We start from the raw sequence: 26,602 nt of genomic DNA, 5'->3' as shown, positions 1-26,602 counted from the left end.
CGACGGTTTCCTACATTTCTCGAACGACGGGCTGTCCGTCTTGGATTTCTCCAATTAAAACGATATCGGTTACGCCGACAAAAATGCCGTTTTCGAGGACGCCTGGAATATTGTTGAGGATTTTTTCCAGTTCGGCAGGGTTGGGGATGGAGGCAAAGGTAACATCTAAGACCATGTTGCCCTGGTCGGTGATGACGGGACCGTCTTTTCTGACGCCCATGCGCAGTTCTGGTTTACCGCCGAGCTGCTCTAGGGCGCGGGTGACGGGGGCGATCGCCATCGGCAATACCTCTACGGGGACCGGAAAGGTAGAACCCAAGGCCGTTACGATTTTGGACTGGTCTACCACCACAATAAATAGCTCGGCGAGGGAATCCACCACTTTTTCGCGGGTGTGAGCTGCACCGCCGCCCTTGATGAGGTTTTTCTGCGGATCCACTTCATCGGCACCGTCGATCGCAATATGGATTCGATCGACTTCGTCGAGGGTCGTGAGCGGAATGCCGTACTGCTTGGCAAGCACAGACGCCTGAAACGAAGTGGGAATGCCTTTGATGTCCGTGAGTTCGCCAGATTTAAGGCGATCGCCCAAAAACTGAATTGCATAGGCTGTTGTAGAGCCAGTACCCAATCCCACAATGGAACCAGATTGCACGCGGTCAGCTGCTGCTTTGCCCACCTGCTGTTTCATTACCTTAATGGCATCTGCCCCTGTGCTCATGTCAAACCTCACGCCTATTCGTCTGTCGTCTCTAAGGATGCCGTAAAGTGTCGCCACTGCCTAGGGGCGATCGCCAACCTCGAAGAAAATTGATGGGAGACGCTGGGACCTGGCGTCTGGAGCGAGGAGCGTTCCTTCAAGACTTGGTTTTCACTGTCAATACTTGAGGCGGCGTCGCATCCGGCGGGTAGATGAAATCGACCTGAACCAACCGAGATGTTTGAGCGTCCAAATTCAACTCCACCAGCGGTTCGCCTTGCTGCCCCCGAGATTGCACCAAGTGGATGTAGCGGGTTTGCGGATTCCCGCTATCGTCTTTGTAACGCACGCGCACCGTCCCTCTAAAAAACACGCGCTTGGGCGGTGGATTGAAGAACGTCAGTTCCGTCGGTTTGGCGTCGGCTTTCAGGGGCGTCTGGAGCATCAAGGCCACCTTCTTGGGCGATTCGGTTGAGTTGTAGAGCGGTAAGGTGAGGCTGTAATGCACGCCATAGTTGCCGTGGGCGGCATAGGCCGTATCGGGGTAACGAACGACCATGGGCGCACTTTGCACCTGTCCCGTCCCAAAGGTCCCTTGGGCGAGACCGCTTAATAAATAGGAAAACGCTTCACCTGGGTTAGGGACGGTCAACCGTGTCGAAGGATTGCCCGGATCCGTCAGTTGAGCCAGCCACCGACTTCCCCTCGCCACACCCGCTACCCTTCCGTAGATAATCTTTCCCTTTGCCTCAGGCAAGGTGGGGGCTTTATCCCTTGGGCCTGACAGAGTTCCAGTTTTCAAAAGCGTTTCCCATTCGTCTCGGGTAGGGGCGCGCTCTTGTCCGGCACTATCGGATTTTGCATACATGGCAAGGCTTGCTGCGTAAACTGGCCCGTTGCTGCGCAAATAGGCTAGGGTAGAGCGCCCGTTGATGGGAGGTGTGAGTGCTTTGACTGGAATGGGAACATTCAACAGCATTTCGCTGGTGCCTGGGGGAACGACTAGTGTGGCAGGCCAATTGGGCTGTCGCTGCTGGCGCAAAATGTCATTGGTCGCGCGATCGCCTGGCCCTGCAAAAATATTCCCCAAGGCGTTGTCTGACAGGGGAGGGAGGTCGATAAATGGCGCGTCGGGCTGACTTAAGTAGCTAGCAGCCTGGAGCACGTTTACGGTAACGGGCTTCGTGCTAGGGTTGTGGAGCAAAATACCCAGATAGAGTGTTTTGAGAGGGTCTGAGGTTTTAGCTTGGTTGGAAATGTGATGGGCAAAAATATCGAAGCGGCCCTGGAAAACGCGATCGAGATGCGCTTCAGGGTGCGCCTTGCCTTCTTTGGGAAAGGTTGAGAGCAAGATCCCCTCGGTTTGGACGACTTCGGGACTGTTGCTGTTAAAGACCAGCACGTCATCTAACCGTCCGGGCAATACCCTAACGATTTGAGGTTTGACAATTGTGTCGGGCTTGGGTGCGACGGTAGGGGCTGCTTGGGCAATGAGAACCGAGCTGAGCAATGAAAACATGGCGATCGCGTCAACAGTGATAAACCTGAGGGCTATTATGCACCCTCGGGCTGCCTTCGTGACGGAGAAACCAGACAAGTTGACGATCTCTCAAAAGTCGATCGATCGCGAGTTCTCTACAGTGCGACTTCGCTCAGAAACTGGGAAAAAGGAATCTACCGAATCGGCAGCGTCTTCCTTGCTCTCTGTGAAGGGAATCCAGGTTTCTTCGGCGTAGGCTGTGGTTAAGGAAGGAGGTAGCGTTGAATAGGAAACATGTCCGATGTAGCCCATACAGCCCACCATCAAGGTATAGGCAGCAATAATGCCCGCCCCTGCAATAGCGACCAGCGCGCCCGCAAACATCAGAGAAAATTCGCGTTGCTCGACTGCTCTTTGCATGAGCCGCAAAGACCAATACGTCAAAACCGATATCGTGAGAATTAAAATAATCATATCTTTACTTATGTTAACAAAGTAAAGATGGATCTCCCTACTCATGTAAATATCTTTGGCTTGTTTTCATAATTCACCCAAGAGCTTTACGCGCAGGAGTTCTGCCTATTGACGCCGCCTGCGAGTTAGGATGCGGGTGCTTTAAGCGGCTGGCTCGGTCTGGCGGACGGGCACTTGATGGGTCTGGAGGTGCGTTTTAATTTGAGCGATGCTGAGCTGACCGTAGTGCAGTAGGGATGCCAAAAGAGCCGCTTCCGCTCTGCCCTCGGTTAGCGCTTCGCGGATGTGGTCGCAGGTGCCCGCGCCACCGGAGGCAATGACGGGGATTTCAACCTGTTCGGCGATGGTGCGCGTTAGCTCTAGGTCGTAGCCTGCTTGGGTTCCGTCTGCGTCCATGCTGGTGACGAGCAGTTCGCCTGCACCTCGGTGGGCCATTTCTTTTGCCCAGGTTACTGCGTCTAGTCCCGCGTTCTCGCGACCGCCTCGGACAAAGACGTCCCAGCCGGGATTGCTGGGATCGATGCGGCGGCGGGCGTCAATGGCGATGACGATGCACTGCGACCCGAAGCGATCGCTGGCCCGATTTACAAAGTCAGGGTTTTTGACGGCGAAGGAGTTGAGGCTGACTTTATCGGCTCCCGCTCTTAACAGTTCTTTAATAGTCTCTAAGGATTGAATGCCTCCGCCGACGGTCAGCGGGATAAACACTTGTTCGGCGGTGCGATAGACTACATCGAAGATAATGCCGCGATCTTCGTGGGTGGCGGTGATGTCTAAAAAAACCAGCTCGTCGGCTCCAGCTCGATTGTAGATTTGAGCCAATTCAACGGGGTCTCCGGCATCTCTGAGGTTGACAAAATTGACTCCTTTTACAACTCGTCCTGCCTTGACGTCCAAGCAGGGTAATATCCGTTTGGCCAGCATTGAGCCTCCTTAATGGGGGATTACGCTCAAACATAGTACAAAAACTGGTGTTGCGGATACGCTGACTTAGGCTAACTCACCCCTCTGCTGTCCGGTCTTGCACGAACAAGGAGAAGCGTCATAGGTCGATCGTGTCGCTAACTTTGCTGGTGTCAGGAACTCAGAATCTGAATACACCGACAACAGACTCTAGCGTTACGTCTTCACTTGCTCTACATCCTCAGATGTTTCACTCCCCACAGCCAATTATGAACGTTACCTCTGCACTGTTTTTTACCCTTCGGGGTGTAGTTGTGCTATTGGCGATCGCAAGCTGCACCACTACGCCCGCAACTCCTCCCAATGCAGGCAGTGGCGCATCTATTGCATCTCGTCCTGCATCCTCCACAACCCAAAGCGTTGCGGTAAAGGGAACACCCCAGCCTTATCAAAAAAACGTCCTCCTCGACAATCTAGAACATCCGTGGAGTATGGCATGGCTTCCCGATGGCGCTATGCTCATTACCGAACGCCCAGGGCGTTTGCGATTGTTCCAGAAGGGCAGGCTTGAGCCAACCCCGATCGCAGGCATGCCCACTGGTATCTTTGCGGCAGGACAGGGTGGGCTAATGGACATTTCTGTGCATCCAAAATTTGCTGAAAATCGCTTTGTGTACTTTACCTACGCTTACGGGACGCGGGACGCGAACCGCACTCGCCTTGCCCGTGCCAAGTTTGACGGCACCCGTCTGAGCAATGTACGGGTCATTTTTGAAGTCTCTCCGGTAAAGTCAGGAACCCAGCACTTTGGATCGCGGCTCGTCTGGCTACCGGACGGGACATTCCTTCTCGCGACGGGTGACGGTGGCAATCCGCCGCTCCAGCTTGGCGGTGAGTTGATTCGCAAGCAGGCGCAAAACCTCCGCAGCTCTCTGGGCAAAGTCGTGCGCTTGAGGGACGATGGTTCAATTCCTCCCGACAATCCCTTTGTGAAGTCAGATCGGGCTATCCCTTCGCTGTGGAGCTATGGGCATCGCAATACCCAAGGACTTGCGCTTGACCCAGCCACAGGCCAGGTGTGGCAGACAGAGCACGGCTCAAGAGGAGGAGATGAACTCAACCGGATCGAGGCGGGCAAAAACTTTGGCTGGCCCCTCGTCACGTTCAGTGAAGAATATAGCGGTGGCCCTATCTCTTCAGCAACCTCTCGCCCCGGACTGGTGGATCCTAAGTTGCAGTGGACCCCAGCGATCGCGCCCTCTGGGCTAGCTATATACCGAGGCGATCGCTTTCCGGCTTGGAAAGGACAGCTCTTTGCGGGGGGGCTGGTCTCCCAAGATATCCGCCGCATCCAGGTGGACAGTCAAGGCAAAGCAACCGAGCTAGAAAAAATCGAGATCGGTCAGCGGGTCAGGGACGTGCGCCAAGGGCCTGACGGTCTACTGTATGTCTTAACCGATCGGGCTGACGGGGCGCTGATTCGGATTGAACCGCAGACTTAACTAATGGTGGGTTCGGGAGGGTGTAAGTCCCGCGCTCTACCTGTACCCAGGTGAGCGTCGGGATACACGGACATCCCGCGCGAGACGACAGGGTATCTCCTTCGGAGACGCTTCGCGAACGATACCCCTGAGTCGAGCATTTAAGTAATGCCGCAAGTCTACTTAAAAATGCTATCATAAGGGTATGTTTACGATGAATTACCAGTACCGTGTTTATCCCTCTCTCGAGCAAGAACTGCGCATGATGTCTTGGCTTGAGATGTGTCGTGGCGTTTATAACTACGCCTTGGGTGAGCGTAAGGACTGGATCAAGTCTCGTAAATGCGACATCAATGCTTGTTCGCTTGTGTCTGAGTACATTATTGGTGCTGAGGCTCCTTATCCTGATTACTACAAGCAGCAAAATGCGCTGACAGCCATCAAAGCTAAGTTGCCTCATCTCAAAGATGTTCAGTCTCAGGTGATTCAAGAACCCTTGAGGCGTGTCGATGCTGCCTTTGTGGCCATGAAAGCACGAGGGCATGGATTTCCACGGTTCAAGAAGTTTGGTCAATACCGTTCTTTCTTGTTCCCTCAGTTCAAGGAGAGTCCCCTCCACGGGAGCAAAATCAAGCTTCCCAAGCTTGGCGAGATGCCCATTGTTTTGCATCGTCCAATTCCAGATGGATTTGAGGTCAAAACGGTACGAGTGATTCGTAAGCATTCCGGCTGGTATGTCACCCTTTGTGTTCAGTGTGATGTCACGATTCCCGATGTGCCGCCTCACGGTCATGCCATCGGGATTGATGTGGGGCTGAGTTATTTTCTGAGTACTAGTGATGGAGAACAGATTGCTAGACCGCGTTTCACGGGCAAACTGCACCGCCAGCTTGAATTGCTGCAACGTTGTTTGAAACGGAAACAGAAGCGCTCTAACACTCGTGCCAAGCTGATCCAGAGAATAGGCAAGGTTTATGAACAAATTGCTGCGGGTCGCTTGGACTGGCAGTTCAAACTTGCACATCATCTGTGCGATCGTGCTGGCATGATTTTTGTTGAAGATCTGGACTTTCGGATCATGGCAAAAGGCATGTTGGGGAAACACACGCTGGATGCAGGACTGGGTCAATTTTTGAACCAAGTCTTGCCGTGGGTGTGTTTCAAGCGTGGTGTTTTCTACGGGAAGGTTGACCCAAATGGCACGTCTCAAACCTGCCCTGACTGTGGAGTCAGGGTAAAGAAAGATTTGAGTGTGCGGATTCATGAGTGTCATGAGTGTGGGTCGCTCAAGCCGAGAGATGTTGCGAGTGGTCAAGTAATATGCGCCCGAGGACTATCGGGTGTTGAAATTGCGAGTGGAGCCGAGGTGTCGGGGGTACTAGAAACAGTATCTAGACAACTGGCTGCGAAGCTCGAAGATTCCAGGAGCGATCTTGGGAAGCCCGCGTTGTATGCGCGATGCCCTGAGCTTGTCGAAGGGTAGCATCAACGTCGGGAGGAAGTCACTTTATCGCTTTAGCGCAGCAGTAAAGAAATTGCCCCGACCCGATCCTTTGGGCATGTTTGACGGGTTTTACCTATATACAAGTTGTTCCTCAGCGCTAGATTTGATAGCACCAAATATCGGATTCTTTAAGGATGATGCGCCCTAAGGGAAGCCGTTTAATTAAGCCTTGGTCTTCGATCTGGCCTAAGGTGCGCGTTACTGTCACGCGAGTTGTACCCAATAGTTCTGCCAAATCCTGATGAGTGAGACGGAGATTAATCAAGTTGCCTTGAATATCGCTTTCGCCAAACCGACCAGATAGCCAAGATAGCAAACGAATCAGCCTAATATCCATTGTTTTATGGCTGCGGATAACCATTAGCTCCTCAACCTGCCGGAGATAGTGCTTCGTGAGATGGGCGATCGCCGTAAGATCGTCAGGGATCGAGAATGTTCCTTCCACGGAGGTAAAGCTTTCGATGTAATAGGGCGTAACGTGCGACAGCATTGTGCCCACGACCTCCCCCGATCCCCATAGCCCAAATACAACGGGAGTACCATCATCCAAATAAGTAAGAGTACGGACCACGCCGCGCATCACCCTAAACAACCGGCCCGTATCGCAGGAAATGACTGCTCGTGCGGGAAATTTTTTTTCAATCGAATAAGGTCTGCGCAAAAAAGGCGTGATGCTTGGAGACCGAACGAGATTAGACATAAACGGACACATCCTTCAGTAAACGAGACAGAGCAGCAGACAGATCGGCGAAGGTCAGCTTCTTGGAAACGACATCGCCAAGTCTGACCGGATCGTCCCTGTTCGTAAGGATTTGGATAACCGTTTAGCATGCCACCTCTAAATACAGAACAATTTCTACAGCTTTAACGTTGAATTGTAAAACATTTATGATTTTATTGTAAATGATTTGAAAATAAAAGTTTCTATTTCGGATGATAGACAGAAACATTCGGCATAATAAGAGTCCGGCTGTTAGACGGCAGCATGGAGTACCGAAAATCTAATCATGAAAACTCAGTACTATACAGCCACGAGCCTTGACGGATTTATCGCAACCGAAGATGATTCGTTAGAGTGGCTTTTTCCTCTCGGAGATTTAAATGATTCCAGCTATCCAGCCTTCATAGCGGAAGTTGGTGCTTTGGCGATGGGGTCGGCGACTTACGAATGGATGGTGCGCAACGCAGAAAAAGTTGCTGCTGAGACTGGCTCATCGTGGCCATACACCCAGCCAGCATGGATATTCTCTAGCCGCAAGCTCTCAGCGATTGGCGGTGCAAACATCCGATTTGTTAATGGAAATGTGCGCCAAGTTCATGCCGATATGCGATCGGCTGCTGGCAGCAAAAACATCTGGATAGTTGGAGGCGGCGATCTCGCTGGTCAATTCTACGATGTTGGACTGTTAGATGAGCTAATTATCCAGATTGGTTCGGTTACCCTTGGCAAGGGTAAACCACTATTTCCTCGTAGGGTGTTAAACCCAAATCTGCACTTAGTCTCTGTTCGTCAGCTCGGTACTGGTATGGCTGAGTTGCGCTATGAAGTACGCAAAGGCGGCATTGTCGATGTCGTCTAAAAATTCCACATGCCATTTTGAATGCGATAAATGTGAATCTACACTAAAGCTATCGAGGCTCATTTTGCAAATGCAGCGTAAGACCCTCCAAAAGTTTTTGCGCCAACAACAGAATTTCTAAATTATTTCCTCTAAGTCACTTCCTCTGAGATAAAAGACCATGATTCAGCACACTGCAAATCAACGGTTTAACCGTCGTCAAGCGATCGCAACTGGAATTGCTGGGATTGCAGGAGCCACTGCCATTGGGTTAAATGCCCAAGCTAATGCTCGGCAAACCGATCCCGCACCTAAATCAGCCAACGCAAAAGGTCGGTTTGCGGGACAAGTGGTTTCGATTACTGGCGCAACGTCTGGGATCGGACGGGCTGCTGCGATCGCCTTTGCCTGTGAAGGAGCCAAGGTTGGCTTCTGCGGGCGGAGGGAATTCACAGTAAGTAGATGCTTCTCGACAGTTGGTAGATGCGTTCAAGCGAATTGCTACCGCAGAGGAGATTGCTGAAGCAGCATTGTTCCTTGCCTCCAAGGATTCTTCTTACATTACAGGCACGTCTCTTCTGGCCGATGGCGGCATGATGTCCGGTCTATAGGTAAAAATCATGTCACAAATTTCTAGACCCATGCGTCGATCGCTACTCATTTCTGCGATCACAACGCTCGCAACTTTTGGGTTAGGACTGTTCACCAAAAAAGCGCAAGCTCAATCCAGCAATCGATCGATGCGTGGTATCGAAACACTGAAACGAGTTGGAGGTAAAGACTACGATCGCGCCACTCGTCCACTGGAAGCATTTTTGCCAGACTTAGCCCAAATGACTGTGGAACATGTGTTCGGTGATGTGTTATCTCGACCCGGACTCGATTTGAAACAGCGAGAAATTACGATCGTGGCGGCATTAACCGCACTCGGTTCGGTACGTTCTGCGCTAAAATTTCATATTCACGGAATGCTAAATGTAGGCTGTACGCCTCAAGAAGTCATCGAAACGATCCTTCATGCTGTTGTGTATGCCGGATTTCCAGCCGCACAAGATGGCATGACGATCGCCCGCGAAGTCTTCAAAGAACGCAATCTGGAGTTCAAACCTGTTTCAGCTCGACCGGAAGGCGATCGCTATCAGCTTGGAATTCGGAATTTGCAGCAAACAGAAGGCGATCGGGTGAAGACGATTGCGACTCGATTTGCCAATCTTGCCCCTGATTTATCGCGGTCGATCGTCGAATTTGCGCGAGGTGAAATTTGGAATCGGTGCGGACTCAGCCTCAAATCCCGCGAGTTTGCCACTTTAGCAATGGTAATGGCTCTGGGAAACCAGCCCAGCTCTATTCAGGCTCACGTCGAAGGTGCATTGCGAGCGGGGGCAACTGAGGCTGAAATTAAAGAAGTTTTCTTGCAGATGACTGTATATGCAGGATATCCCAAAACAGTGACTGCCGTGGCTGCCGCACAGAAGGCATTTACAGACTTAAAACAGCGGGGAATGCCTGCTGCCAGTCCGCAACCGGAGCTAGAAAGTCGGCGGCAGGCAGAAAGCAATGAAGTGCGGTATCGCCGGGGTTTAGAAGCGCTCAACCAAATCAGCAAATCATCGGGTGAGGCAGTGGTAAAAAGTTTTGAAGATATCGCTCCTGACCTTGGACGCTATATTTTAGAGTTCTCCTATGGTGATGTGTTTTCTCGTCCGAATCTAGATTTGAAAACCCGTGAATTGGCAACGGTCTCTGCCTTGACGGGATTGAGTACCACGGCTTCAGAATTACCACTCAAGGTACATGTCAACGGAGCATTAAATGTAGGAGCCTCTCGTCAAGAAATTGTGGAAGCCATCATGCACGTGATTCCCTATGTTGGATTCGTGAAAGTGCAGCAGGCAATGGCTTTAGCAGAAGAAGTTTTTAAGGAACGAAATGTTTGATTGCTCAAATCAAGGCTGGGAAAAACGATGATGAATAGCAAAAAACGTTTTGCCTTGAAAATGACTCAAATTGCGATCGCTTTCACAATTGGGTTCTTCACGCTAATCTTGATTTCCACTTAGTTTGGCGGTGCTCAATCATTACCGCAATTGCCAAAATTTACAGGTCGCTATATTGCTGCGATTTCAGACGACGATTTCCTTACAAGCACTTATGGCGATGGGAAGTTGCCGACTCCAACCGTAGGCGATAAACTCTCCATTGTGACTCTGCCGCTTAATGGGAAGAAAGAAGCGATCGCCCAAGTCGATGCCTCAAACTCCGGGATCGGAGCACCCTATGCCTTAGCACTATCTCCCGATGGTCGCACGGCTTACGTGGTGGAAACTTTAGGAGCGATGCCAACGGGTGCCACTCGTCGAGAACAACTGCCCCCTGGAAACCAACTCGTGGCGATCGACCTGTCTAATCCCAGTCGTCCCACCGTTCGCAGTCGCACGACCATTGCCTCCAAACCTGAAACCGTTCGCGTGCAACCCAACGGAAATGTACTGGCAATTTCAACCCAAACTCCAGGCAAAGAAATTATCCTGATTCCCATTCAAAACAACCAACTCGGTCAACCTGTGGAACTTTCGCTGCGGCAGTTGGGAATTCAACCGGACTCAGAAAAGTTTCAAAATGGATTGTCGGTCAGTCAGATTCAATGGCATCCTTCAGGACGCTACCTAGCTGTGAATCTAAATTATCGAGATGAAATCGCCTTTTACGAAGTGCACTGAGCAGTTCTCAGTAGATCAACAACAATACCTTATGCGGCGACACATCAATTCCTTGAAATCGTCATTTTGAACAGCGATGAATACGTTTCAATTGCTGCAAATTTGATCGAACGAGGCTGTGCTACAACTTTTAACTCGGTCTATGAGGTAGCTCATAGATTGATCCTTATAGGTTTGACAGACTATAAGGAAATACATAGTGAAGGTTTACCGTATGCCTCTGAATGTTGAATTACTAGAATCCAGTTTCTCACAAATCAAAGATCGAGAAACTGAGTTTGCAAGCTGCTTTTACACTCATTTGTTTGCCGATCATTCAACAGTCAAACCACTGTTCGCCAACGTCAACATGATCAAACAGAAAAAGAATCTCTTTCAATCGCTTGTCTTAATTGTAAATAGCCTACGCAAACCTGATGTACTCAATATCGCCCTAAAGGGACTAGGAACCCGCCATGTTCAGTATGGAGTACTGCCAGAACATTACCCGATGGTAGGCAGTACTTTAATAAAATCATTTTCGATCTGCTTGCAGGATGCGTGGACACCCAAGCTTGAAAAAGCTTGGATTGAGGCTTATGCAGCAGTCACTCAACTGATGCTGGAAGGGGTAGATTATCCAGCCGAGATTCTGAATCCTTACAATCAGAAAGATTCGGAGTAGCGCCAGTGAAAACGATAATGCGCTTTTACGCAGTTTGGAGCGATCCCTCCTTGAGATCTACTGCAATTCGGGTTGCTTTAAGGGTTGGGTCGGTCTCAACGATTGAAAACTCAAAGATTGGTCACAAAAATGGCTTACCTATTAAAATGAAGTTTCAAGATGTTGAAGGATTGTACCCTTCATGCAGCAGATAAATTCCACTAGCGACTGAGCATAAAGGGTTAACCTCATGTCAAGGCGAAATTTTCTGACTACAATGCTGGCGACCGCAGGGAGTTTGATTGGCTGTGCCACTCTAAAACAGGAGACCTCTGCCCAAAAAGTTCTGTTAGCTGCAACGACTCAGCTAGGAGGCGCAATGCCAGAGAGAGTTCTGGGTAAAACAGGTGTTCGACTGCCAATCTTAGGATTGGGCGGAGCGGGACAAACGCCACTCTCTGCCGATCGAGAATCCCCTGCGATCGCGCTGATCGAACGCGCCTTGCAACTCGGCATTCGTTATTTCGATACTGCGGCAAGCTATGGGCCGAGCGAAGACCATTTAGGCAAGGTACTGCCCGCCCATCGTAAAGACATTTTTCTCGCAAGTAAAACAAGCGCCCGCGATCGCGACGGGGCTTGGCGAGATCTGGAGCGATCGCTCAATCGCCTAAAAACCGACTATTTAGATTTATGGCAACTGCACCATCTGTCGTTCGATGCCGATCTAGAGACGATTTTGGGCCAGAATGGCGCGACGAAGGCGATAGAAGAAGCCAAGCAGCAAAAGCTCATTCGCTTTAGCGGCGTCACAGGCCATCACGAACCTGCCGTTATCGCGGCAGCGTTGCAGCGCTATCCCTTCGATACGACTTTGGTCTCGATCAATGCTGCCGATGCGCATCATCCCCGTCCATTTGCGCCTACAGTCCTGCCAGTGGCCCAAGCTAAAAACGTTGGCGTGATTGCGATGAAGGTGCCAGCCTACGGTCGGCTGTTTAAACCGGGCGGCCTAGACGGGATGCACCAAGCCATGGGATACGTGCTTTCTCTTGCAGGCGTGCATACCTGTATTATTGCGGCTGAATCGGTCGCGCAACTGGAACATAATGTAGCCGTGGCAAAAGCTTTCAAGCCGCTGTCGAAGCCGGAAATTGCCGCAATTTCGCAAAAAGTAGCTGCCGTTTGGGAAGAAAATACCTTTTTCCGAGCTTGGACTTAAACGCTACTAGAGAGCGATCGCAGGGTTTGTAAACGTTTGATATCCCCCATCGGCGGCGCACCGAACATGCGGGAATATTCACGGCTGAATTGTGAAGTGCTCTCATAGCCTACGCGATCGGCGGCAATCGTTGCAGTGGAATTCTCGGCCAGCATCAGGCGACGGGCTTCGAGTAGCCGCAATTGCTTTTGATATTGCAACGGACTCATCGATGTCACTTGCTTGAAATGGTGGTGGAAAGATGAAGCCGACATATTCGCTCGATCTGCCAAATCCTCAACTCGCATCGATCGATTCAGATCGGTTTTGATAACTTGAATAACCTCAGCGATCCGTTGCATCTTGCTACCTGATGTGGCAATCTGACGAACCGCTTCACCTTGTTCGCCCATCAACAGGCGATAGTAAATTTCGTGGATAATCAGTGGAGCCAAGATCGGGATATCTTGTGGTGTATCCAACAGTTTTGTCAGTCTAAGAGCGCAATCGAGTAAGGCGGTGTCAGCGGTGCTGACAAACAATCCTCTGACAGAATTCTCTGGCTGACTCTCCCTTGACTTGGTTTGAGCGGTAATAATATCGCAAAGTTGACGCGGATCTAAATCTAACTTAAAGCCTAAATAAGGCCGCTCTGGAGTTGCTTCAACTACAAATCCACTCATCGGTAGATCGACAGAGACAACCAGATATTGAGACGCGCCGTAACTATAGGTTTCCTCCCCCAGTAATACTTGCTTTTTGCCCTGTAAAAGGATGGCAAAGATCGGTGTGCTGACACCGTGGAGGCAGACTGGCGCGGCAGATTCGCGCTGAAATTCTAATCGATCGATCCCCGTCTGATGAAAACCGTCCCCCTTCCCGTCGGTGTGGCGAGCGACGAGGGATGCGAGTTCGAGACATCGATTCTCATTCTGAGAGGCTATGCCAACGGCGATCGCACTGTGGTTGAGTATTTCCATCGTCATGCTAGTTGCCCCGTAAGGATTCAATCGTCTCCTTTCGGGCATTCTAACGTATTTAAGCGCTGCCCAAAATCTTGGTTTGGAGGATTAGGCAATAAACGGCGAGGTCTGTGTATTTAAAACTTTTGCGGCTGCTCGTACTATGAATTCATCGATATCAAATTGAAAAAACAACCATGTTAAACGTAGAAAATAAAGTTGTTATTATCACTGGTGCGAGTAGCGGCATCGGTGAAGCTACTGCCAAATTATTGGCGAAAAATGGTGCGAAAGTAGTTTTGGGAGCGCGTCGAATCGATCGATTAGAAACAATTGTTAAAGAGATTCATGCTGAGGGTGGTATCGCCGAATACCAAGCTCTGGATGTCACCCAACGCAGTCAACTCGCTGCGATCGTCCAATTTGCTCAAGATAAATTTGGGCGAGTTGATGTCATCTTTAATAATGCAGGTGTGATGCCCTTATCTTTGATGAAAGATCTCAAAGTTGAGGAGTGGGACAAGATGATTGATGTGAATATCAACGGTGTCTTGAATGGGATTGCAGCGGTACTGCCCATTATGGAAGCGCAAGGTGGCGGTCAGATTATTAATAATGCTTCGATCGCCGCCCATATGGTGGGGCCGACGAGTGCAGTTTATTCGGCGACAAAACATGCTGTTTGGGCGATCTCTGATGGACTGCGACAGGAATCCAAGAACATTCGCGTCACGATTATATCTCCAGGCGTAACTGAAACCGAACTCGGCTCTGATATTACGGATGTGGCATCGCAAGGCTTTTTGCAAGAACTCCGCAAAACTGCATTAAGTTCGGACGCGATCGCTCATGCGGTTTTATATGCCGTATCTCAGCCCGATGATGTCGATGTCAACGAGATCGTCGTCCGCCCCACTGCTAGCGCATACTAGGGAAAAGAAGCAATGTTATTTGAATCGAGACAAGCTACAATCGACAACCGCTTACTAGTCAGGAAATCGCCTCATGAGCCTCACCTCCTACCGCACTCTCGGTCGCTCTGGACTAGTCGTTAGTCCATTGGCTCTGGGCACTATGACCTTCGGTACCCAGCGATGGGGTTCACCTGATGACGTTTCCGAGTCTATCTTCCACACTTACGTCGAGGCGGGGGGTAACTTTATCGATACCGCCGACGTGTATGCCAACGGTCGCAGCGAAGAACTCATCGGCGGTTATGTTGCCGATCGCAAGTTGCGAGATCGACTGGTGCTGGCGACCAAATGCGGCTTTCACAGCGGCGAACTAGGCAATCCCAATACTGGTGGCAACGGTCGTAAGAACATCCACCGTGCCCTGGAAAGATCTTTGCGTCGTCTTCAAACCGACTATGTAGATCTGTATTGGATACACGTCTGGGATAGCGTCACGCCTGTCGAAGAGGTGCTCCAAACCCTCGGCAACCTGGTACGCGCTGGCAAGATTCGCTACTTTGGTTTCTCGGATATCCCCGCTTGGTATGCCGTCAAGTCTGCCACGCTGGCCGCAGCGCATCATCTTCCCAGTCCGATCGCCATGCAACTGGCTTATTCCCTCGTCGAGCGGAATATTGAGCGCGAACATCTCCCCGCTGCTCGTGAATGCGGTCTGGGTATCTGCCCCTGGAGTCCACTGGCAGCAGGCTTCCTCACGGGCAAGTATCAGCGCGAAGGCGCAGGGGCAAGCGGTGAAGGTCGGCTGATTGGCTCTAATCCATTTGGAAATATGATGTTTACCGATCGCAACTGGCGCGTTCTCGACACCCTGCGGACGGTAGCGGCGCAGATCGAGCGTCCATTAGCTCAGGTCGCCCTCGCCTGGGTTTTGGCACAGCCGGGGATGACCGCACCGATCTTGGGAGCCAGCAAGCTTGAGCAGTTGTACGATAACTTGTCTTCACTAGAAATTCGCCTCACCCCAGAACAAATCCAGACATTGAATGAAAGTAGTGCCATCGATCCAGGATTTCCCTACAGTATTTTTACCCCAGAGATAAACCGCAGCATCTTCGGTGACACGATTGTTCGAGTATGGTAATAGCGGCTTCAGTAAAAAGGAGATTCGACCCTAACAAATAATCGAAATTTAAATCTCCATCCTAACAACCAAATGATTAATTACTAATTAGTAACTCCAAGAGAGACTTATTCATGAAGATAATAGTAACAGGCTCGCTCGGAAACATCAGCAAGCCATTGACAAAAGAGTTAGTAGCACAAGGTCATACCGTTACAGTTATTAGCAGCAACAAGGAAAAGCAAGCTAACATTGAAGCATTGGGAGCTACCGCCGCCATTGGCTCATTAGAAGATGTCGATTTCTTGGTGTCCACTTTTTCAGGTGCAGATGCCGTGTATTGTATGGTTCCACCCAATAACTACTTCGATCTTCACCTCGATCTGTTGGCATATTATCGCCGACTTGGTAACAACTATGCACGAGCAATCGAACAGTCGGACGTAAAACGTGTGGTGAATCTAAGCAGCATTGGTGCTCATTTAGAGAAAGGTTCGGGAATTTTACTTGGTGCCCACGATGTAGAGCAGATTCTGAACGAATTATCATTGGATGTCGCTATTACTCATCTGCGCCCCACTTCTTTCTACTACAATTTATTCGGCTATGTAGAAATGATAAAAGCGGTGGGATCGATCGCCGTCAACTACGGTGTAGATGACAAGATTCCTTGGGTTTCGCCAATCGATATTGCGGCTGTAATTGCGGAAGAAATAGCAACGCCGCTTGTTGGCAGAAAAGTACGGTATGTAGCAAGTGAGGAACTTACAGGTCACGAAACTGCGCGTATTTTGGGTGCGGCAATTGGCAAGCCCGATCTGAAATGGATACTTATTAGCAACGCACAAATGCACGGAGATTTAGAATCCGCTGGGATGAATCCACAAATTGCTGCTGGTTTAGTTGAAATGTATGCCAGTCTTCATAGCGGTTTATTGGCAGAAGATTATTATTGCAATAAACCAATAGTGATGGGCAAAGTCAAGCTGGCAGATTTTGCCAAAGAATTTGCGGCGGCTTTTTAGAGATCGACATCATCACAGATCCTGTGTCTCACCTTCTTCTCAAAACTATTCACTTTTACGAGCTAAATTTATGAGCCAAGATCGAGAATCATCTATTATTTTTGACCAAAACCGTGCTTCATCTTACGATCGAAGATTTGCCAAATTAGCTCCCCTGCGCGATGCAATTCATTTACTAATCCGTACGATCCTGTCTGAACTTCCTAGCGATGCACGAATTCTCTGCGTCGGTGTGGGAACTGGCTTGGAATTAATTTATCTGGCTCAAAACTTTCCCCAATGGCAGTTTACTGGGGTCGAGCCTGCGGCAGCGATGCTCGATATTTGTCGCCAAAAGACAGCAGAACATGGGATTGCATCGCGTTGTACGTTTTACGAAGGCTATCTCGATTCACTTCCCGCCTCGGATGCTTTCGATGCAGCAACATGTCTTTTGGTTTCTCATTTCATCATGCAGCAAGATGAGCGGAGCAATTTTTTTCGTCAAATCGCGACAAGGTTGAGTCCTGGAGGGTATTTGGTGAGTTCCGATTTGGTTGCAGATATGTCTACTCCAGAGTATCAAAGTCTACTAGAAGTTTGGCTGCGAATGCTTAAATATTCTGAAATGCCTGTTGAAGAAGTCGAGCAATTCCGCGTCTCATATGGCAGGGATGTCGCGTTACTATCACCGCAAACAATGGAAGCAATCCTCGCAAACGGTGGATTTGAATCGCCTGTTTTGTTTTTTCAAACTTTACTCATTCGTGCTTGGTATGCAAAACGCTCTTCCTGAAGAAGTTTATAACCATTGTTTTGGCTCTCTTTGCTCAGTTCAGCACTCAGCAGTTGTAGCCCATTCAGTCGCGCTCTAGCGTTGCGCGATCCCATTTGCCTAAACTTGTGGCTGCCTCGTAGGTACTCTGTAAAAACTTCAGCAGCATCGCCTCAGGGTCGGTCGCTTGTCGCACGGCTTCATAGGGTAAAATAAACTCGTGCATCTGGGTATGGTAAAACGCTTCTGTAGGCTGGATTGGGTAAGTCGAAAACCCGTCCGGTTCGGGATAAGCATAGGCATAAAAGATCGGATCCGTCACCTCCCCGCCGCCTGCCCAGAAGCCACAACTACTCACTTCATGGGAATATGCCTCCCGCGTTACCCAGTCGGCCATTCCTGGCACTCCACCAGGATGTTGGGGAGCGGCGCGACCAGAGAAGCGGGTCACTGCAAGATCGAAGCTGCCCCAGAAGAAATGTACGGGACTGGATTTACCAATGAAGTCTGCTCGAAACATCGTCATAATGCGATCGACTTGAACTAAAACTTGCCAAAAGCGTCGTGCGGATTCTGGATCGTAAGCAAAATAGCGATCGTCTCGATCGAATGGGATTGGATCTACAATCTCTTGGGGTATCGTCCAAATTGAGACTTCAATATCGATCGCTTTTAATGCTGCCATGACTGCATGATAAAACTCCGCCACCGAACGCGTTACTAAATTGATTTTTTGGATTGCTCCATCGCTTGCTTCGATGTGCAACTGAGAATTGATAAAGTCGAATCGGATTTCAAAGATGCGCGTTTGATAAGGAATTGTGCCAGTCGTTAACCCACGGGGGGTTACATAGAGAGTCGATTGCCACCAGTGATTGATTTTAGGAGACAGTGCCAGTCGGATTTTGCCGACAATCTGAGTCCAGAGGTGCAGGACAGTGTAAGTATCCTGCCATGACGATAGGGGCAAACTCGGAAATAGGGTTTTAGAAGGTAGGTTGCCAGTGGAAACGACCATACAAAGATTTCCTCATGTTTAAATTAAAATATTTACCTCACTGGGTAGATACCGAGCGACGAGTCATAATTTGTCGATCGGCATACGAACTCCATCCTCCGATCGGAGATGCTTAGACCGCAGCCAGCCTAGGCTGTATTCGGCCAGTTCTCGCCAGCCGCGATCGAGAACCAGTGAGTGACCTCGATTCTCGAACTCCTTGAACTCAGTTACTGCCTTTGACTTCCTGTGATACAGATTGAGCGCGCTCTTGACCATCGCTGGCGGCGCTGTATTGTCTTCTGCGCCTGAGATCAGCAGCAGCGGACCGCGAGTTGCGTTTGCTACATTGACCGTTGTTGCTGCATTGGGGTTCAAGGTTGCCGTGGCCGCCTCGAACAACGGTCGTCCAGGGGCTGGCATCGCATACTTTGCGTACAGTTCCTTCGCTTCCTGTTCTGAAACGGCGTTGGTAAAGCCGAAGCGGAACTGTTGCTCGGTTAGGGACACCGCGCGCCAGAAGTTCAAGGGATTGCTCAGAACTGGAAATGCAGACTTCAGGGCTGAGAGCGGCAGTTCGGGGACGCCCTTGGGTGGCGCAGAATCGATGGCGATCGCAGCGGCAGCAAGGTCGCGACCCAGTAGGTTTTGTACCAGGATTCCGCCAAAGGAATGTCCAATCAGAATTGGCTTGCGATCCAGCTTTTCGATCTGCTTAGCAATGTGGTCGGCGATCGCGGTTACGCCATAGCCTGCAACATCATCAGCGTTCTTGCGCGTTGCCTCGGTAGTTTCTGAATCTCCTGGCCAGCTTGCCGCGATCGCGTGATAACCATTCTCTTGGAAGAACTCGATCCAGGGATTCCAGGACTCTGCATGAAGCCAGAGACCATGAACAAAGACAATCGGCATCTTGGTGGTATTTTCGGATGACATAATGCTATTCCTGAGTAATTCCTAATGGCGTGAGTTCGAGCATGGTTTGAAGTTAGGATCCGAGAAGTTCACCGAGACGCAGTTCAAAATCACCAGGTTGCTGCAATCCACTTTGCAACAATGATTCGATGCGTGCCTGGGTGGTAGGGCGAGACGCCGCTTCAAAAAATTTTGTCTCGCTGCTTCTGATGTCTTCCAACGTCGGGAGACCTGTTCGCTGGTTGATCGATTGTTTCGCGGTGGCAATGGCTTGGCGATCGAACCCGCTGATGCGCTGGGCAAGCCGCTCGACAAAACCGTCAAGCTCCGCGTCTGGAATTGAGCGATTGACCCAGCCGTAGCGTTCTGCGGTGTCCGCATCAAAATCATCACCGCCGATGATAGCTTCCATAGAACGAGCGCGACCGATCAGTGATGGCAGCCGCTCCAGCCCGCCGCCACCGGGGATGATGCCACAGCCCACTTCGATCTGTGCGAGGATGGCGCGCTCGCGGCTCGCGAAGCGCATGTCGAGGGCAAGGAGGAATTCGCTGCCCACACCACGAGCGCGACCGCGCAGGACTCCGATTGTCACGAATGGTGCACGTTGCAATCGCAGCGCGACATCTGGCCAGGGCGATAACCCGGTGGGGCCAGGTTCGGTGCTCAGTTCGGCCACTCTGGCGAGATCGACATGCGCCATGAAATAGTCCGGCACGGCGCTGTCGAACACGACGACTTTAAGATTCTCATCGCCCTCGATCGTATTAATCAATTCCTGCAACGCATCACTCATCTCTGGATCGAAGAGATTAAGGGGCGGATTGTCGATCGATACCCGCAGATGGGAGGGGGTATGACGGGTAAGCTGTAGTTTCTTCATCGGGTTAATGACGCCCTTCAGTGATATAGAGAGTTTGGCGACGACCTGTGTTGAAGACATACGCACCTTCGGTATTGAAATACTGGGCTGTGGCAAGCCCGATGCCCCTGGAGCCGCCAGTGACAAGCGCAACTTTTCCTGAGAGTTTTTGTGACATGGTGTTTTCCTGGTTGAGTTTACGGGAAACGTAAGGCATGGTGATTAACGCTTATACGTCAATCAGGCATTCTTGTGAGTGTTCATCCAAGTACGAAAGTGGAATAGATTATTGCGTTTAGATGTGCGCGATAACCTTTAAGACGCAGCGCCGATCAATTCCTCGCTTTTCGCCCAAAGCTGCTTGGCTTTGTTCGCGTCGAGCGCATACGACCTGACACCGTCGGCAAACGGGTTGGGTGTGTCATCGATCGGTGCGATCGCGCAATCTTCGAGATAATGTCCACCGATCTCGTCTTTGTTAGCCACGACTGCTGCCCAGACCGATGTCGCGGCTGCCTGCGGGATTTCTTTCAACTCTTTCGGCGGCAGCCCCGCTTCCGTTCGCGCTGCGTCAACAGCCTTCAAAAGTCCCTGCAAGTCCTCCGGCGAGAAATGGCGGGGTAGATTCGTCAGACTGTTTCCGGGCATCACCGAAGCAGCCCGAATGCCGCGATCGCGATGCCGCCTGTCAAACTCCACAGCGAACAGTGAATTGGCGGTTTTTGATCGGCTATAAGCGACCCATGGATCGTAGTCCTGCTGCTCGAAATTCGGATCGTCCAAGTCGATATCGGCACCGCGATGCGAGAGCGACGACAAAACCACCAGCCGCCCATTAGCGGCGAGCAGCGGCTCGATCTGATTGATCAGGGCGAAATGCCCAAGATGGTTCGTCCCAAACTGGACTTCAAAGCCGTCGATCGTCCGACCGAACGGAGTTGCCATAACGCCAGCGTTAGCGATGATGGCATCGAACGGTTGACCGTCAGCCAACAGTTTATTCGCGCAGGCGCGAACGCTTTGCAAGGATGCCAGATCGAAATTGATCAATTCCAGCCTGCCGCCTCCTTGCGACACGGCATCACGAACCGATGCAGTGGCTGGCTCAGCTTTAGCGAGGTTCCTGACCGCGCCAACAACACTAGCGCCGTGAGAAACCAGCGATCGGGCGGTTTCAAGCCCAATGCCCGACGATACACCCGTAATGAGAAATCGCTTTCCCTTGAGATCAACGCCGGAAAGCACTTCGTCGGACGTTGTCTTGGGGCCATATTTTGGGGTCATGACTTCATCCTTTACTGAGTTAGATTTTCACAGTGGTGGAACCGATCGCGCTATCGAGGAACGTGCGGATCAAAGTTGCCTCCTCCTCTGCATGTGTCTCTAGCGCGAACTGTCCGGCATCGAGCAGATAAATCTTTGCATTCTGAGGCTCGCGCCCGTGACAAAGGCTCAGCTCAAACAGAGCGAAGCAGCTTCAGCAACTCTTCCGCTGCGGGTTCCGAAGAAGCCGGATTCTGTCCGGTCACGAGCTTCCCGTCTACTTGGACATAGGGAACCCAGTTGGCGGTTTTGCTGTAGAGGCTACCCCGTTCCTTTAGCCGATCTTCCAACAAGAAAGGTACGACTGCGGTCAATCCCACCGCTTCTTCTTCTTCATTCGTGAACCCGGTCACGCGCTTGCCTTTGACCAGATACTCGCCGTCCTTGCCGCGCACATTGACCAACGCGACCGACGCGTGACACACTGCACCGACTGGCTTGTCGGACTTCACGAAGGCTTCGATCAGAGCGATCGATGTCGCGTTGTCGGGCATGTCCCACATCGGGCCATGTCCGCCGGGGTAGAAGACTGCGTCGAAATCGTCTGCGGACACCTCGGCTAGCTTTTTCGTGTTGGCAAGTTCAGCCTGTGCAGAGGTGTCTGTGCGGAACCGCTGCGTTAATTCGGTCTGGAATTCGGGTAGATCGCTTTTCGGATCGAGCGGCGGCTGACCGCCCTTCGGTGAGGCCACCGCGATCGCTACTCCCGCATCCTTCAGCACGTAATAGGGAGCAGCAAACTCTTCCAGCCAGAAACCAGTTTTCTTTCCGGTATCGCCAAGTTGGTCATGAGATGTGAGAACAATGAGAATTTTCATAGCAAACCTCCATTTTAAGTGCTTAAACACGATCTAGTCTTCGGGTTACTTTCTCAACGATCTGGCGTGATCGAAAACGCCCTAAACTTTATGTTCTGGGTTTTTAAAATCACTTTTACAACCTGCATCCCAAACTTCAGGTTGGTTTCCATGTGCGGGAATTCCGCCATTATCTTTCAACATTCTTGCCAAATGCATACAGTTCCAAGCTAAGAAAGTTGTGTTTCTGTTGGTAAAATCGTTTTCAGGGCCACCAGAACCAGGATCTAGATAAGAAGGGCCAGGTCCAACTTCTCCTAGCCATCCTGCATCAGCTTGGGGAGGAATTGTATAACCAATATGAGAAAGAGAAAATAAGATATTCATGGCGCAATGTTTGACACCATCTTCGTTGCCAGTGATTAGGGTTGCACCGACTTTTCCATAATCTCGATATTGCCCTTTTTCGTTTAAAACATGAGTGTAACCATACATTCTTTCTAAAACTCGATTACAAACAGAACTTTTTTCTCCTAGCCAAACTGAAGTACATAAGATCAAAATATCAGTTTCATCAATTTCTTTTTGAATTATCGGCCAATCGTCTTTATCCCATTCATCTGTTTGGGACATATCTAGCCCAAGTCCCGCAGCTATTTCGTAGTTTACAGGTCGAATAACTTTGGTTTGAACTCCATTAGCTTCAAAAATATTTTTAGCAATATCAATTACGCCTCTTGTATGAGATAAAACAGGAGTTCTATTTAGAGTGCAGTTCAAAAAAAGAGCTTTGAGATCGTCGTATTTTGCTAGTGCATTTTGGCACTGATTCTCAGTTATTTGTTTTAGCTGTTTTGACATTGTTATTCAAATTTTCTGTATAAGTAAATGGTTTTATGGGCACTGCCCACCCTGCTGGCTTCATCCTTTACTATTGCGCTACATACCCCCCATCTACCATCAACGTTTCACCGGTTATGAACGATGCCATGTCAGATGATAAAAACAGGACTGCATTGGCAACTTCCAGCGGCGTTCCAATTCGTCCGATCGGGTGAAGTCCTGTTATGTAAGCTTTGGCTTCATCCTGCCCACCTGTAGCTACTTCAAACATATCTGTTTCGATTACTGCTGGTGCAACGACATTGATGCGAATACCCGCTTTGGCATATTGGAGTGCAGCAGCTTTTGTTAAGCCTACGACTGCATGTTTACTCGCGGTGTAGAGGGGTACGCCGGGAAGTCCAATGACTCCATTCGCAGATGCCGTATTGACGATCGCACCACTTCCCTGTTTCAACATCTGAGCGATTTCATGTTTCATCGACAACCAAACGCCTTTGACATTGACGTTCATAATGCGATCGTATTCCGCTTCTGTTTGCTCAATCAATGAGGGATTTTCGCCGACAGTTCCGGCATTATTAAACGCAATATCTAACCGACCAAAAACGCCAACCGCTTTATCAACCATTGCTTCAACATCGGCTTCTTTGGTGACATCTGCTTGCACAAAAATCGCCTCTCCGCCAGCTTCTTTGATCAATCGAACTGTTTCTTCACCTTCATCCATTCGACGACCCACCACCACCACCTTGGCTTGTTGTTGGGCATAGGCGATCGCGGTTGCACGACCAATTCCTGAAGTTCCGCCAGTGACTAACGCCACTTTATCTTGAAGTATCATTGTGCTTCTCCTTCTGTTTCAACGAGCGTTGACTAAAAAGCTGATTCACAGTCGGTTCATGAATCGTGTTGAATTACAGTTCTTGAGCGGTTGGGCGAATCAAGATTTCGTTTACATCCACTTCTTTGGGTTGCTCGATCGCATAACGGATAGCTTGGGCGATTGCTTCTGGGTGAATTGCCATTTCATAGAGAGCATCTATGTTTTTGGCAGCTTCCGGATCGCTAATCGAATTGGTGAGTTCTGTTGCAACGGCTCCAGGAGAAACAATCGTGCTGCGAATATGCGCTCCAACTTCTTGACGCAAGCCTTCTGAAATGGCACGAACGGCAAACTTTGTGCCGCAATACACGACTGAACTGGGATAGACTTTGTGACCCGCAACAGAAGCAATGTTAATGATGTGTCCGCTTTGCGCTTTTTGCATATGCGGCAAAACGGCGGCAATTCCATACAGTACGCTTTTGATGTTGATATCGATTGTGCGTTCCCATTCGTCTACTTTTAGTTGATCCAGACGAGACAGCGGCATGATGCCAGCATTGTTGATCAACACATCAATTTTGTCGTATTGCTCTAGCGTGGTTTCTGCTAAGGCTTCAACCTGGTTACGCTGGGTCACATCGACGGTTTGATAGGTTGCGGTGCCGCCTGCGCTTTCAATCTCTGCCACAAGTTTCTCAAGTCGATCTTCTCGTCGGGCTGCCAGCATCAGCTTTGCGCCGTGTTCTGCTAGCAGTTTGGCGGTTGCTTCTCCAATGCCGCTGCTTGCTCCTGTGATGATGATGCTTTTTCCAGATACCTGGCTCATCGTTACAATTCTTTCTACAGTAGTCGTCATGGTTTACTCCTTTGGGTGTGTGACTGCCAAATCAGTGATTTATTTACCGATTGGTACAGATTAGTAGTAGTGCATCGCCCACCATTTTGTAAAACTCTTCACAGTAAAGCTTTGTGGGCAGTGCCCACCCTACGGGCAGCACGGTGCAGTAAATCTGGATTGTCTTCCTCACGCACATAAAGTTGAGTGATATCTGCAACCGTTATATGCTGATCATCTCGGCTCACCAACTCCAGAGTGTCACCAACTCCGACTTCGCCCTCTTGCAAAACACGGAAGTAAAACCCAGTTCGACGACTCGCCAGAAATCGTTTCACCATATCGGGTCGTCCAAACCGAATCCCCAGTTTGTAGCAGGGCAGTCGTGGTTGTGTCACCATCAAAATTAAATTGCCAATCCGAAAGCGATCGCCAATGTTCAATTCCTCTTCTCTCAGTCCAGTGGTCGTGAAATTTTCACCAAAGTTGCCCAGAGTTAACTCTATATCAGGTAATTCACCTCGCCAGTAATCGTAATGCTCAAAGGGATAGACATAGACTGCTTTCTCTAATCCGCCATGAACGGTCAGATCGGCCTGTCCGTCACCGTCTAAATTGAGCGATCGCACCATCACGCGATCGTTGACTGGCTCTTTGAAAATCCCAGTGCTAACAATTTTGCCCTTCCAGGTTACTTGACGTGGCAATCCGACATTAACAGAGATCAGTTTCATTTCCAGCTCCAAGGTTAAGGTCTCTTCCTCTGTTATCTGGAATAGATTTGCTCCCCACCCGTTCTTTAACTGTGATGTCTCCTGTCAGCACCTTGACATCAGGACTTGATGAATTCCAACAAATCAGCGTTGAGTCGATCTTTGTGGGTGTCTGTTAGTCCATGGGGTGCGCCGGGATAGATTTTGAGGGTGGCATTTTTCACCAGTTTTGCAGCGGCGATCGCGGCGGGGCCAATCGGCACAATCTGGTCATCATCCCCATGAACGATCAACGTTGGTACATCAAACTTCTTTAAGTCTTCGGTGAAGTCAGTTTCAGAAAAGGCTTTGATGCAGTCGAAGGTGTTCTTGTGGCCTGCCATCATGCCCTGAAGCCAAAACCAGTCAATCCGGCCCTGGGAAACTTCCGCACCTGGACGGTTAAAGCCAAAGAAGGGTCCACTCGCCAGATCTTTGTAAAGTTGGGAGCGATCTGTCAGGGAACCAGAGCGCAACCCATCAAATACGTCGATCGGCAGTCCGTCAGGATTATTTTCCGTCTTTAGCATTAGCGGTGGCACCGCAGAAATTAAACCTGCCTTGGCAACCCGTCCAGTACCATGCCGACCAATATAGCGAGCGACTTCACCACCCCCTGTTGAAAAGCCAAACAATACCGCGTCGTGTAAATCCAGATGTTCGATGAGTGCTGCCAGATCGTCGGCATAGGTATCCATCTCGTTACCGCTCCAGGGCTGACTCGATCGCCCATGTCCTCGACGATCGTGGGCGATCGCCCGAAATCCGCGATCGGCCAGAAACAGCATTTGGGCTTCCCAGCTATCAGAATTTAGGGGCCAGCCGTGGCTGAAGACAACGGGCTGTCCTGAACCCCAATCCTTGTAATAGAGTTGCGTACCATCCTGGGTTACGAACGTACTCATCTCAAAACTCCTTATAGATATCAATGTGCCTATCCGTTAATCTCATTGTTCAATCTGAACCCAATTCAGAACACTCAAGATCTCTGTGTTAAGCGCTGAGATAA

General features: G+C 50.1%; 31 protein-coding genes. 13 read left to right on the top strand and 18 right to left on the bottom strand.

Annotation, left to right across the window (positions count from 1 at the left end; translation table 11 throughout):
* Positions 1-10 precede the first annotated feature (10 nt).
* The 5 genes from rpiA to hisF all read right to left on the bottom strand — a co-directional run bounded on the left by rpiA (position 11) and on the right by hisF (position 3,578).
* Complete coding sequence (rpiA, locus tag R6H26_RS12555; RefSeq protein ID WP_404790723.1) at positions 11-721, bottom strand: ribose-5-phosphate isomerase RpiA; 711 nt, start codon at positions 719-721, stop codon at positions 11-13.
* A 14-nt stretch (positions 722-735) separates the two neighbouring features.
* Positions 736-861, bottom strand: coding sequence for a hypothetical protein (locus R6H26_RS12550; protein ID WP_404790722.1), 126 nt, complete (start codon positions 859-861; stop codon positions 736-738).
* Positions 858-2,219, bottom strand: coding sequence for a DUF3370 domain-containing protein (locus R6H26_RS12545; protein WP_404790721.1), 1,362 nt, complete (start codon positions 2,217-2,219; stop codon positions 858-860). The genes R6H26_RS12550 and R6H26_RS12545 overlap by 4 nt, the downstream gene beginning before the upstream one ends.
* Before the next feature lie 90 nt (positions 2,220-2,309).
* Entirely contained in the window at positions 2,310-2,654 is a 345-nt protein-coding gene (locus R6H26_RS12540; protein WP_404790720.1) for a hypothetical protein, read from the bottom strand.
* A 141-nt stretch (positions 2,655-2,795) separates the two neighbouring features.
* Entirely contained in the window at positions 2,796-3,578 is a 783-nt protein-coding gene (gene hisF / locus R6H26_RS12535) for an imidazole glycerol phosphate synthase subunit HisF (RefSeq protein ID WP_404790719.1), read from the bottom strand.
* Between the two features lie 248 nt (positions 3,579-3,826).
* Here hisF and R6H26_RS12530 point away from each other — a divergent pair, with 248 nt between their 5' ends.
* Positions 3,827-5,059, top strand: a complete 1,233-nt coding sequence (locus R6H26_RS12530) for a PQQ-dependent sugar dehydrogenase (protein ID WP_404790718.1) — start codon at positions 3,827-3,829, stop codon at positions 5,057-5,059.
* 193 nt (positions 5,060-5,252) lie between these two features.
* Positions 5,253-6,521, top strand: coding sequence for an RNA-guided endonuclease InsQ/TnpB family protein (locus R6H26_RS12525; RefSeq protein WP_404790717.1), 1,269 nt, complete (start codon positions 5,253-5,255; stop codon positions 6,519-6,521).
* 118 nt (positions 6,522-6,639) lie between these two features.
* On the opposite strand, the gene R6H26_RS12520 is transcribed toward R6H26_RS12525, so the two are convergent.
* Entirely contained in the window at positions 6,640-7,113 is a 474-nt protein-coding gene (locus R6H26_RS12520; RefSeq protein ID WP_404790716.1) for a Crp/Fnr family transcriptional regulator, read from the bottom strand.
* 436 nt (positions 7,114-7,549) lie between these two features.
* On the opposite strand from R6H26_RS12520, the gene R6H26_RS12515 reads away from it, so the two are divergent.
* From R6H26_RS12515 to R6H26_RS12485, 7 genes are all read left to right on the top strand, one after another.
* Complete coding sequence (locus tag R6H26_RS12515) at positions 7,550-8,122, top strand: dihydrofolate reductase family protein (RefSeq protein WP_404790715.1); 573 nt, start codon at positions 7,550-7,552, stop codon at positions 8,120-8,122.
* Between the two features lie 160 nt (positions 8,123-8,282).
* Positions 8,283-8,624, top strand: coding sequence for an SDR family NAD(P)-dependent oxidoreductase (locus R6H26_RS12510; RefSeq protein WP_404790714.1), 342 nt, complete (start codon positions 8,283-8,285; stop codon positions 8,622-8,624).
* A complete protein-coding gene (locus tag R6H26_RS12505; protein WP_404790713.1) occupies positions 8,578-8,712 on the top strand; it encodes an SDR family oxidoreductase in 135 nt (44 codons plus the stop codon). Before R6H26_RS12510 ends, R6H26_RS12505 begins: the two co-directional genes overlap by 47 nt.
* 9 nt (positions 8,713-8,721) lie before the next feature.
* Entirely contained in the window at positions 8,722-10,038 is a 1,317-nt protein-coding gene (locus tag R6H26_RS12500; protein ID WP_404790712.1) for a carboxymuconolactone decarboxylase family protein, read from the top strand.
* Between the two features lie 228 nt (positions 10,039-10,266).
* On the top strand, positions 10,267-10,821 hold the full coding sequence (locus R6H26_RS12495) for a beta-propeller fold lactonase family protein (RefSeq protein ID WP_404790711.1): 555 nt from the start codon (positions 10,267-10,269) through the stop codon (positions 10,819-10,821).
* 199 nt (positions 10,822-11,020) lie between these two features.
* Positions 11,021-11,485 (top strand): globin family protein, encoded by a 465-nt coding sequence (locus R6H26_RS12490; RefSeq protein ID WP_404790710.1) that lies wholly within the window; start codon positions 11,021-11,023, stop codon positions 11,483-11,485.
* Positions 11,486-11,714: 229 nt separating this feature from the next.
* Positions 11,715-12,686, top strand: coding sequence for an aldo/keto reductase (locus R6H26_RS12485; protein ID WP_404790709.1), 972 nt, complete (start codon positions 11,715-11,717; stop codon positions 12,684-12,686).
* On the opposite strand, the gene R6H26_RS12480 is transcribed toward R6H26_RS12485, so the two are convergent.
* Positions 12,683-13,651 carry an AraC family transcriptional regulator gene (locus tag R6H26_RS12480; RefSeq protein ID WP_404790708.1) on the bottom strand — a complete coding sequence of 323 codons (969 nt, stop codon included), beginning with the start codon at positions 13,649-13,651 and terminating at the stop codon, positions 12,683-12,685. The genes R6H26_RS12485 and R6H26_RS12480 overlap by 4 nt on opposite strands.
* A 173-nt stretch (positions 13,652-13,824) precedes the next feature.
* Here R6H26_RS12480 and R6H26_RS12475 point away from each other — a divergent pair, with 173 nt between their 5' ends.
* From R6H26_RS12475 to R6H26_RS12460, 4 genes are all read left to right on the top strand, one after another.
* On the top strand, positions 13,825-14,559 hold the full coding sequence (locus R6H26_RS12475) for an SDR family oxidoreductase (RefSeq protein WP_404790707.1): 735 nt from the start codon (positions 13,825-13,827) through the stop codon (positions 14,557-14,559).
* Positions 14,560-14,632: 73 nt separating this feature from the next.
* Positions 14,633-15,682 carry an aldo/keto reductase gene (locus R6H26_RS12470; protein WP_404790706.1) on the top strand — a complete coding sequence of 350 codons (1,050 nt, stop codon included), beginning with the start codon at positions 14,633-14,635 and terminating at the stop codon, positions 15,680-15,682.
* 113 nt (positions 15,683-15,795) lie between these two features.
* The gene (locus tag R6H26_RS12465) at positions 15,796-16,686 is read left to right on the top strand and encodes an NAD(P)H-binding protein (RefSeq protein ID WP_404790705.1); all 891 of its coding nucleotides are present in this window, start codon (positions 15,796-15,798) and stop codon (positions 16,684-16,686) included.
* Between the two features lie 70 nt (positions 16,687-16,756).
* Positions 16,757-17,461 carry a class I SAM-dependent methyltransferase gene (locus tag R6H26_RS12460; protein ID WP_404790704.1) on the top strand — a complete coding sequence of 235 codons (705 nt, stop codon included), beginning with the start codon at positions 16,757-16,759 and terminating at the stop codon, positions 17,459-17,461.
* A gap of 64 nt (positions 17,462-17,525) precedes the next feature.
* Here R6H26_RS12460 and R6H26_RS12455 read toward each other — a convergent pair whose 3' ends face one another.
* The 11 genes from R6H26_RS12455 to R6H26_RS12405 form a co-directional block, all read right to left on the bottom strand.
* Entirely contained in the window at positions 17,526-18,458 is a 933-nt protein-coding gene (locus R6H26_RS12455; RefSeq protein ID WP_404790703.1) for a DUF5996 family protein, read from the bottom strand.
* Positions 18,459-18,521: 63 nt separating this feature from the next.
* A complete protein-coding gene (locus R6H26_RS12450) occupies positions 18,522-19,373 on the bottom strand; it encodes an alpha/beta hydrolase (RefSeq protein ID WP_404790702.1) in 852 nt (283 codons plus the stop codon).
* Between the two features lie 52 nt (positions 19,374-19,425).
* Positions 19,426-20,295, bottom strand: coding sequence for an enoyl-CoA hydratase/isomerase family protein (locus tag R6H26_RS12445; protein WP_404790701.1), 870 nt, complete (start codon positions 20,293-20,295; stop codon positions 19,426-19,428).
* Entirely contained in the window at positions 20,240-20,431 is a 192-nt protein-coding gene (locus R6H26_RS12440; RefSeq protein ID WP_404790700.1) for an SDR family NAD(P)-dependent oxidoreductase, read from the bottom strand. Before R6H26_RS12440 ends, R6H26_RS12445 begins: the two co-directional genes overlap by 56 nt.
* Before the next feature lie 98 nt (positions 20,432-20,529).
* A complete protein-coding gene (locus R6H26_RS12435) occupies positions 20,530-21,498 on the bottom strand; it encodes an SDR family NAD(P)-dependent oxidoreductase (RefSeq protein ID WP_404790699.1) in 969 nt (322 codons plus the stop codon).
* A gap of 173 nt (positions 21,499-21,671) precedes the next feature.
* Positions 21,672-22,355 (bottom strand): type 1 glutamine amidotransferase domain-containing protein, encoded by a 684-nt coding sequence (locus R6H26_RS12430; protein ID WP_404790698.1) that lies wholly within the window; start codon positions 22,353-22,355, stop codon positions 21,672-21,674.
* 81 nt (positions 22,356-22,436) lie between these two features.
* Entirely contained in the window at positions 22,437-23,195 is a 759-nt protein-coding gene (locus R6H26_RS12425) for a flavodoxin family protein (protein ID WP_404790697.1), read from the bottom strand.
* A 70-nt stretch (positions 23,196-23,265) separates the two neighbouring features.
* On the bottom strand, positions 23,266-24,021 hold the full coding sequence (locus R6H26_RS12420; RefSeq protein ID WP_404790696.1) for an SDR family oxidoreductase: 756 nt from the start codon (positions 24,019-24,021) through the stop codon (positions 23,266-23,268).
* 73 nt (positions 24,022-24,094) lie between these two features.
* Complete coding sequence (locus R6H26_RS12415) at positions 24,095-24,832, bottom strand: SDR family oxidoreductase (RefSeq protein ID WP_404791309.1); 738 nt, start codon at positions 24,830-24,832, stop codon at positions 24,095-24,097.
* Positions 24,833-24,960: 128 nt separating this feature from the next.
* Positions 24,961-25,575: an MOSC domain-containing protein gene (locus tag R6H26_RS12410; protein WP_404790695.1), complete on the bottom strand. Its 615-nt coding sequence runs from the start codon at positions 25,573-25,575 to the stop codon at positions 24,961-24,963.
* A gap of 98 nt (positions 25,576-25,673) precedes the next feature.
* Entirely contained in the window at positions 25,674-26,498 is an 825-nt protein-coding gene (locus R6H26_RS12405; RefSeq protein ID WP_404790694.1) for an alpha/beta fold hydrolase, read from the bottom strand.
* Between the last annotated feature and the right edge of the window lie 104 nt (positions 26,499-26,602).

The organism is Altericista sp. CCNU0014 (assembly GCF_044923475.1).
Classification (GTDB): Bacteria; Cyanobacteriota; Cyanobacteriia; order Thermosynechococcales; family Thermosynechococcaceae; genus JAAURS01.
Note: the sequence above shows the minus strand (reverse complement) of the source record. Positions and strands in the feature narration are given on the sequence as shown.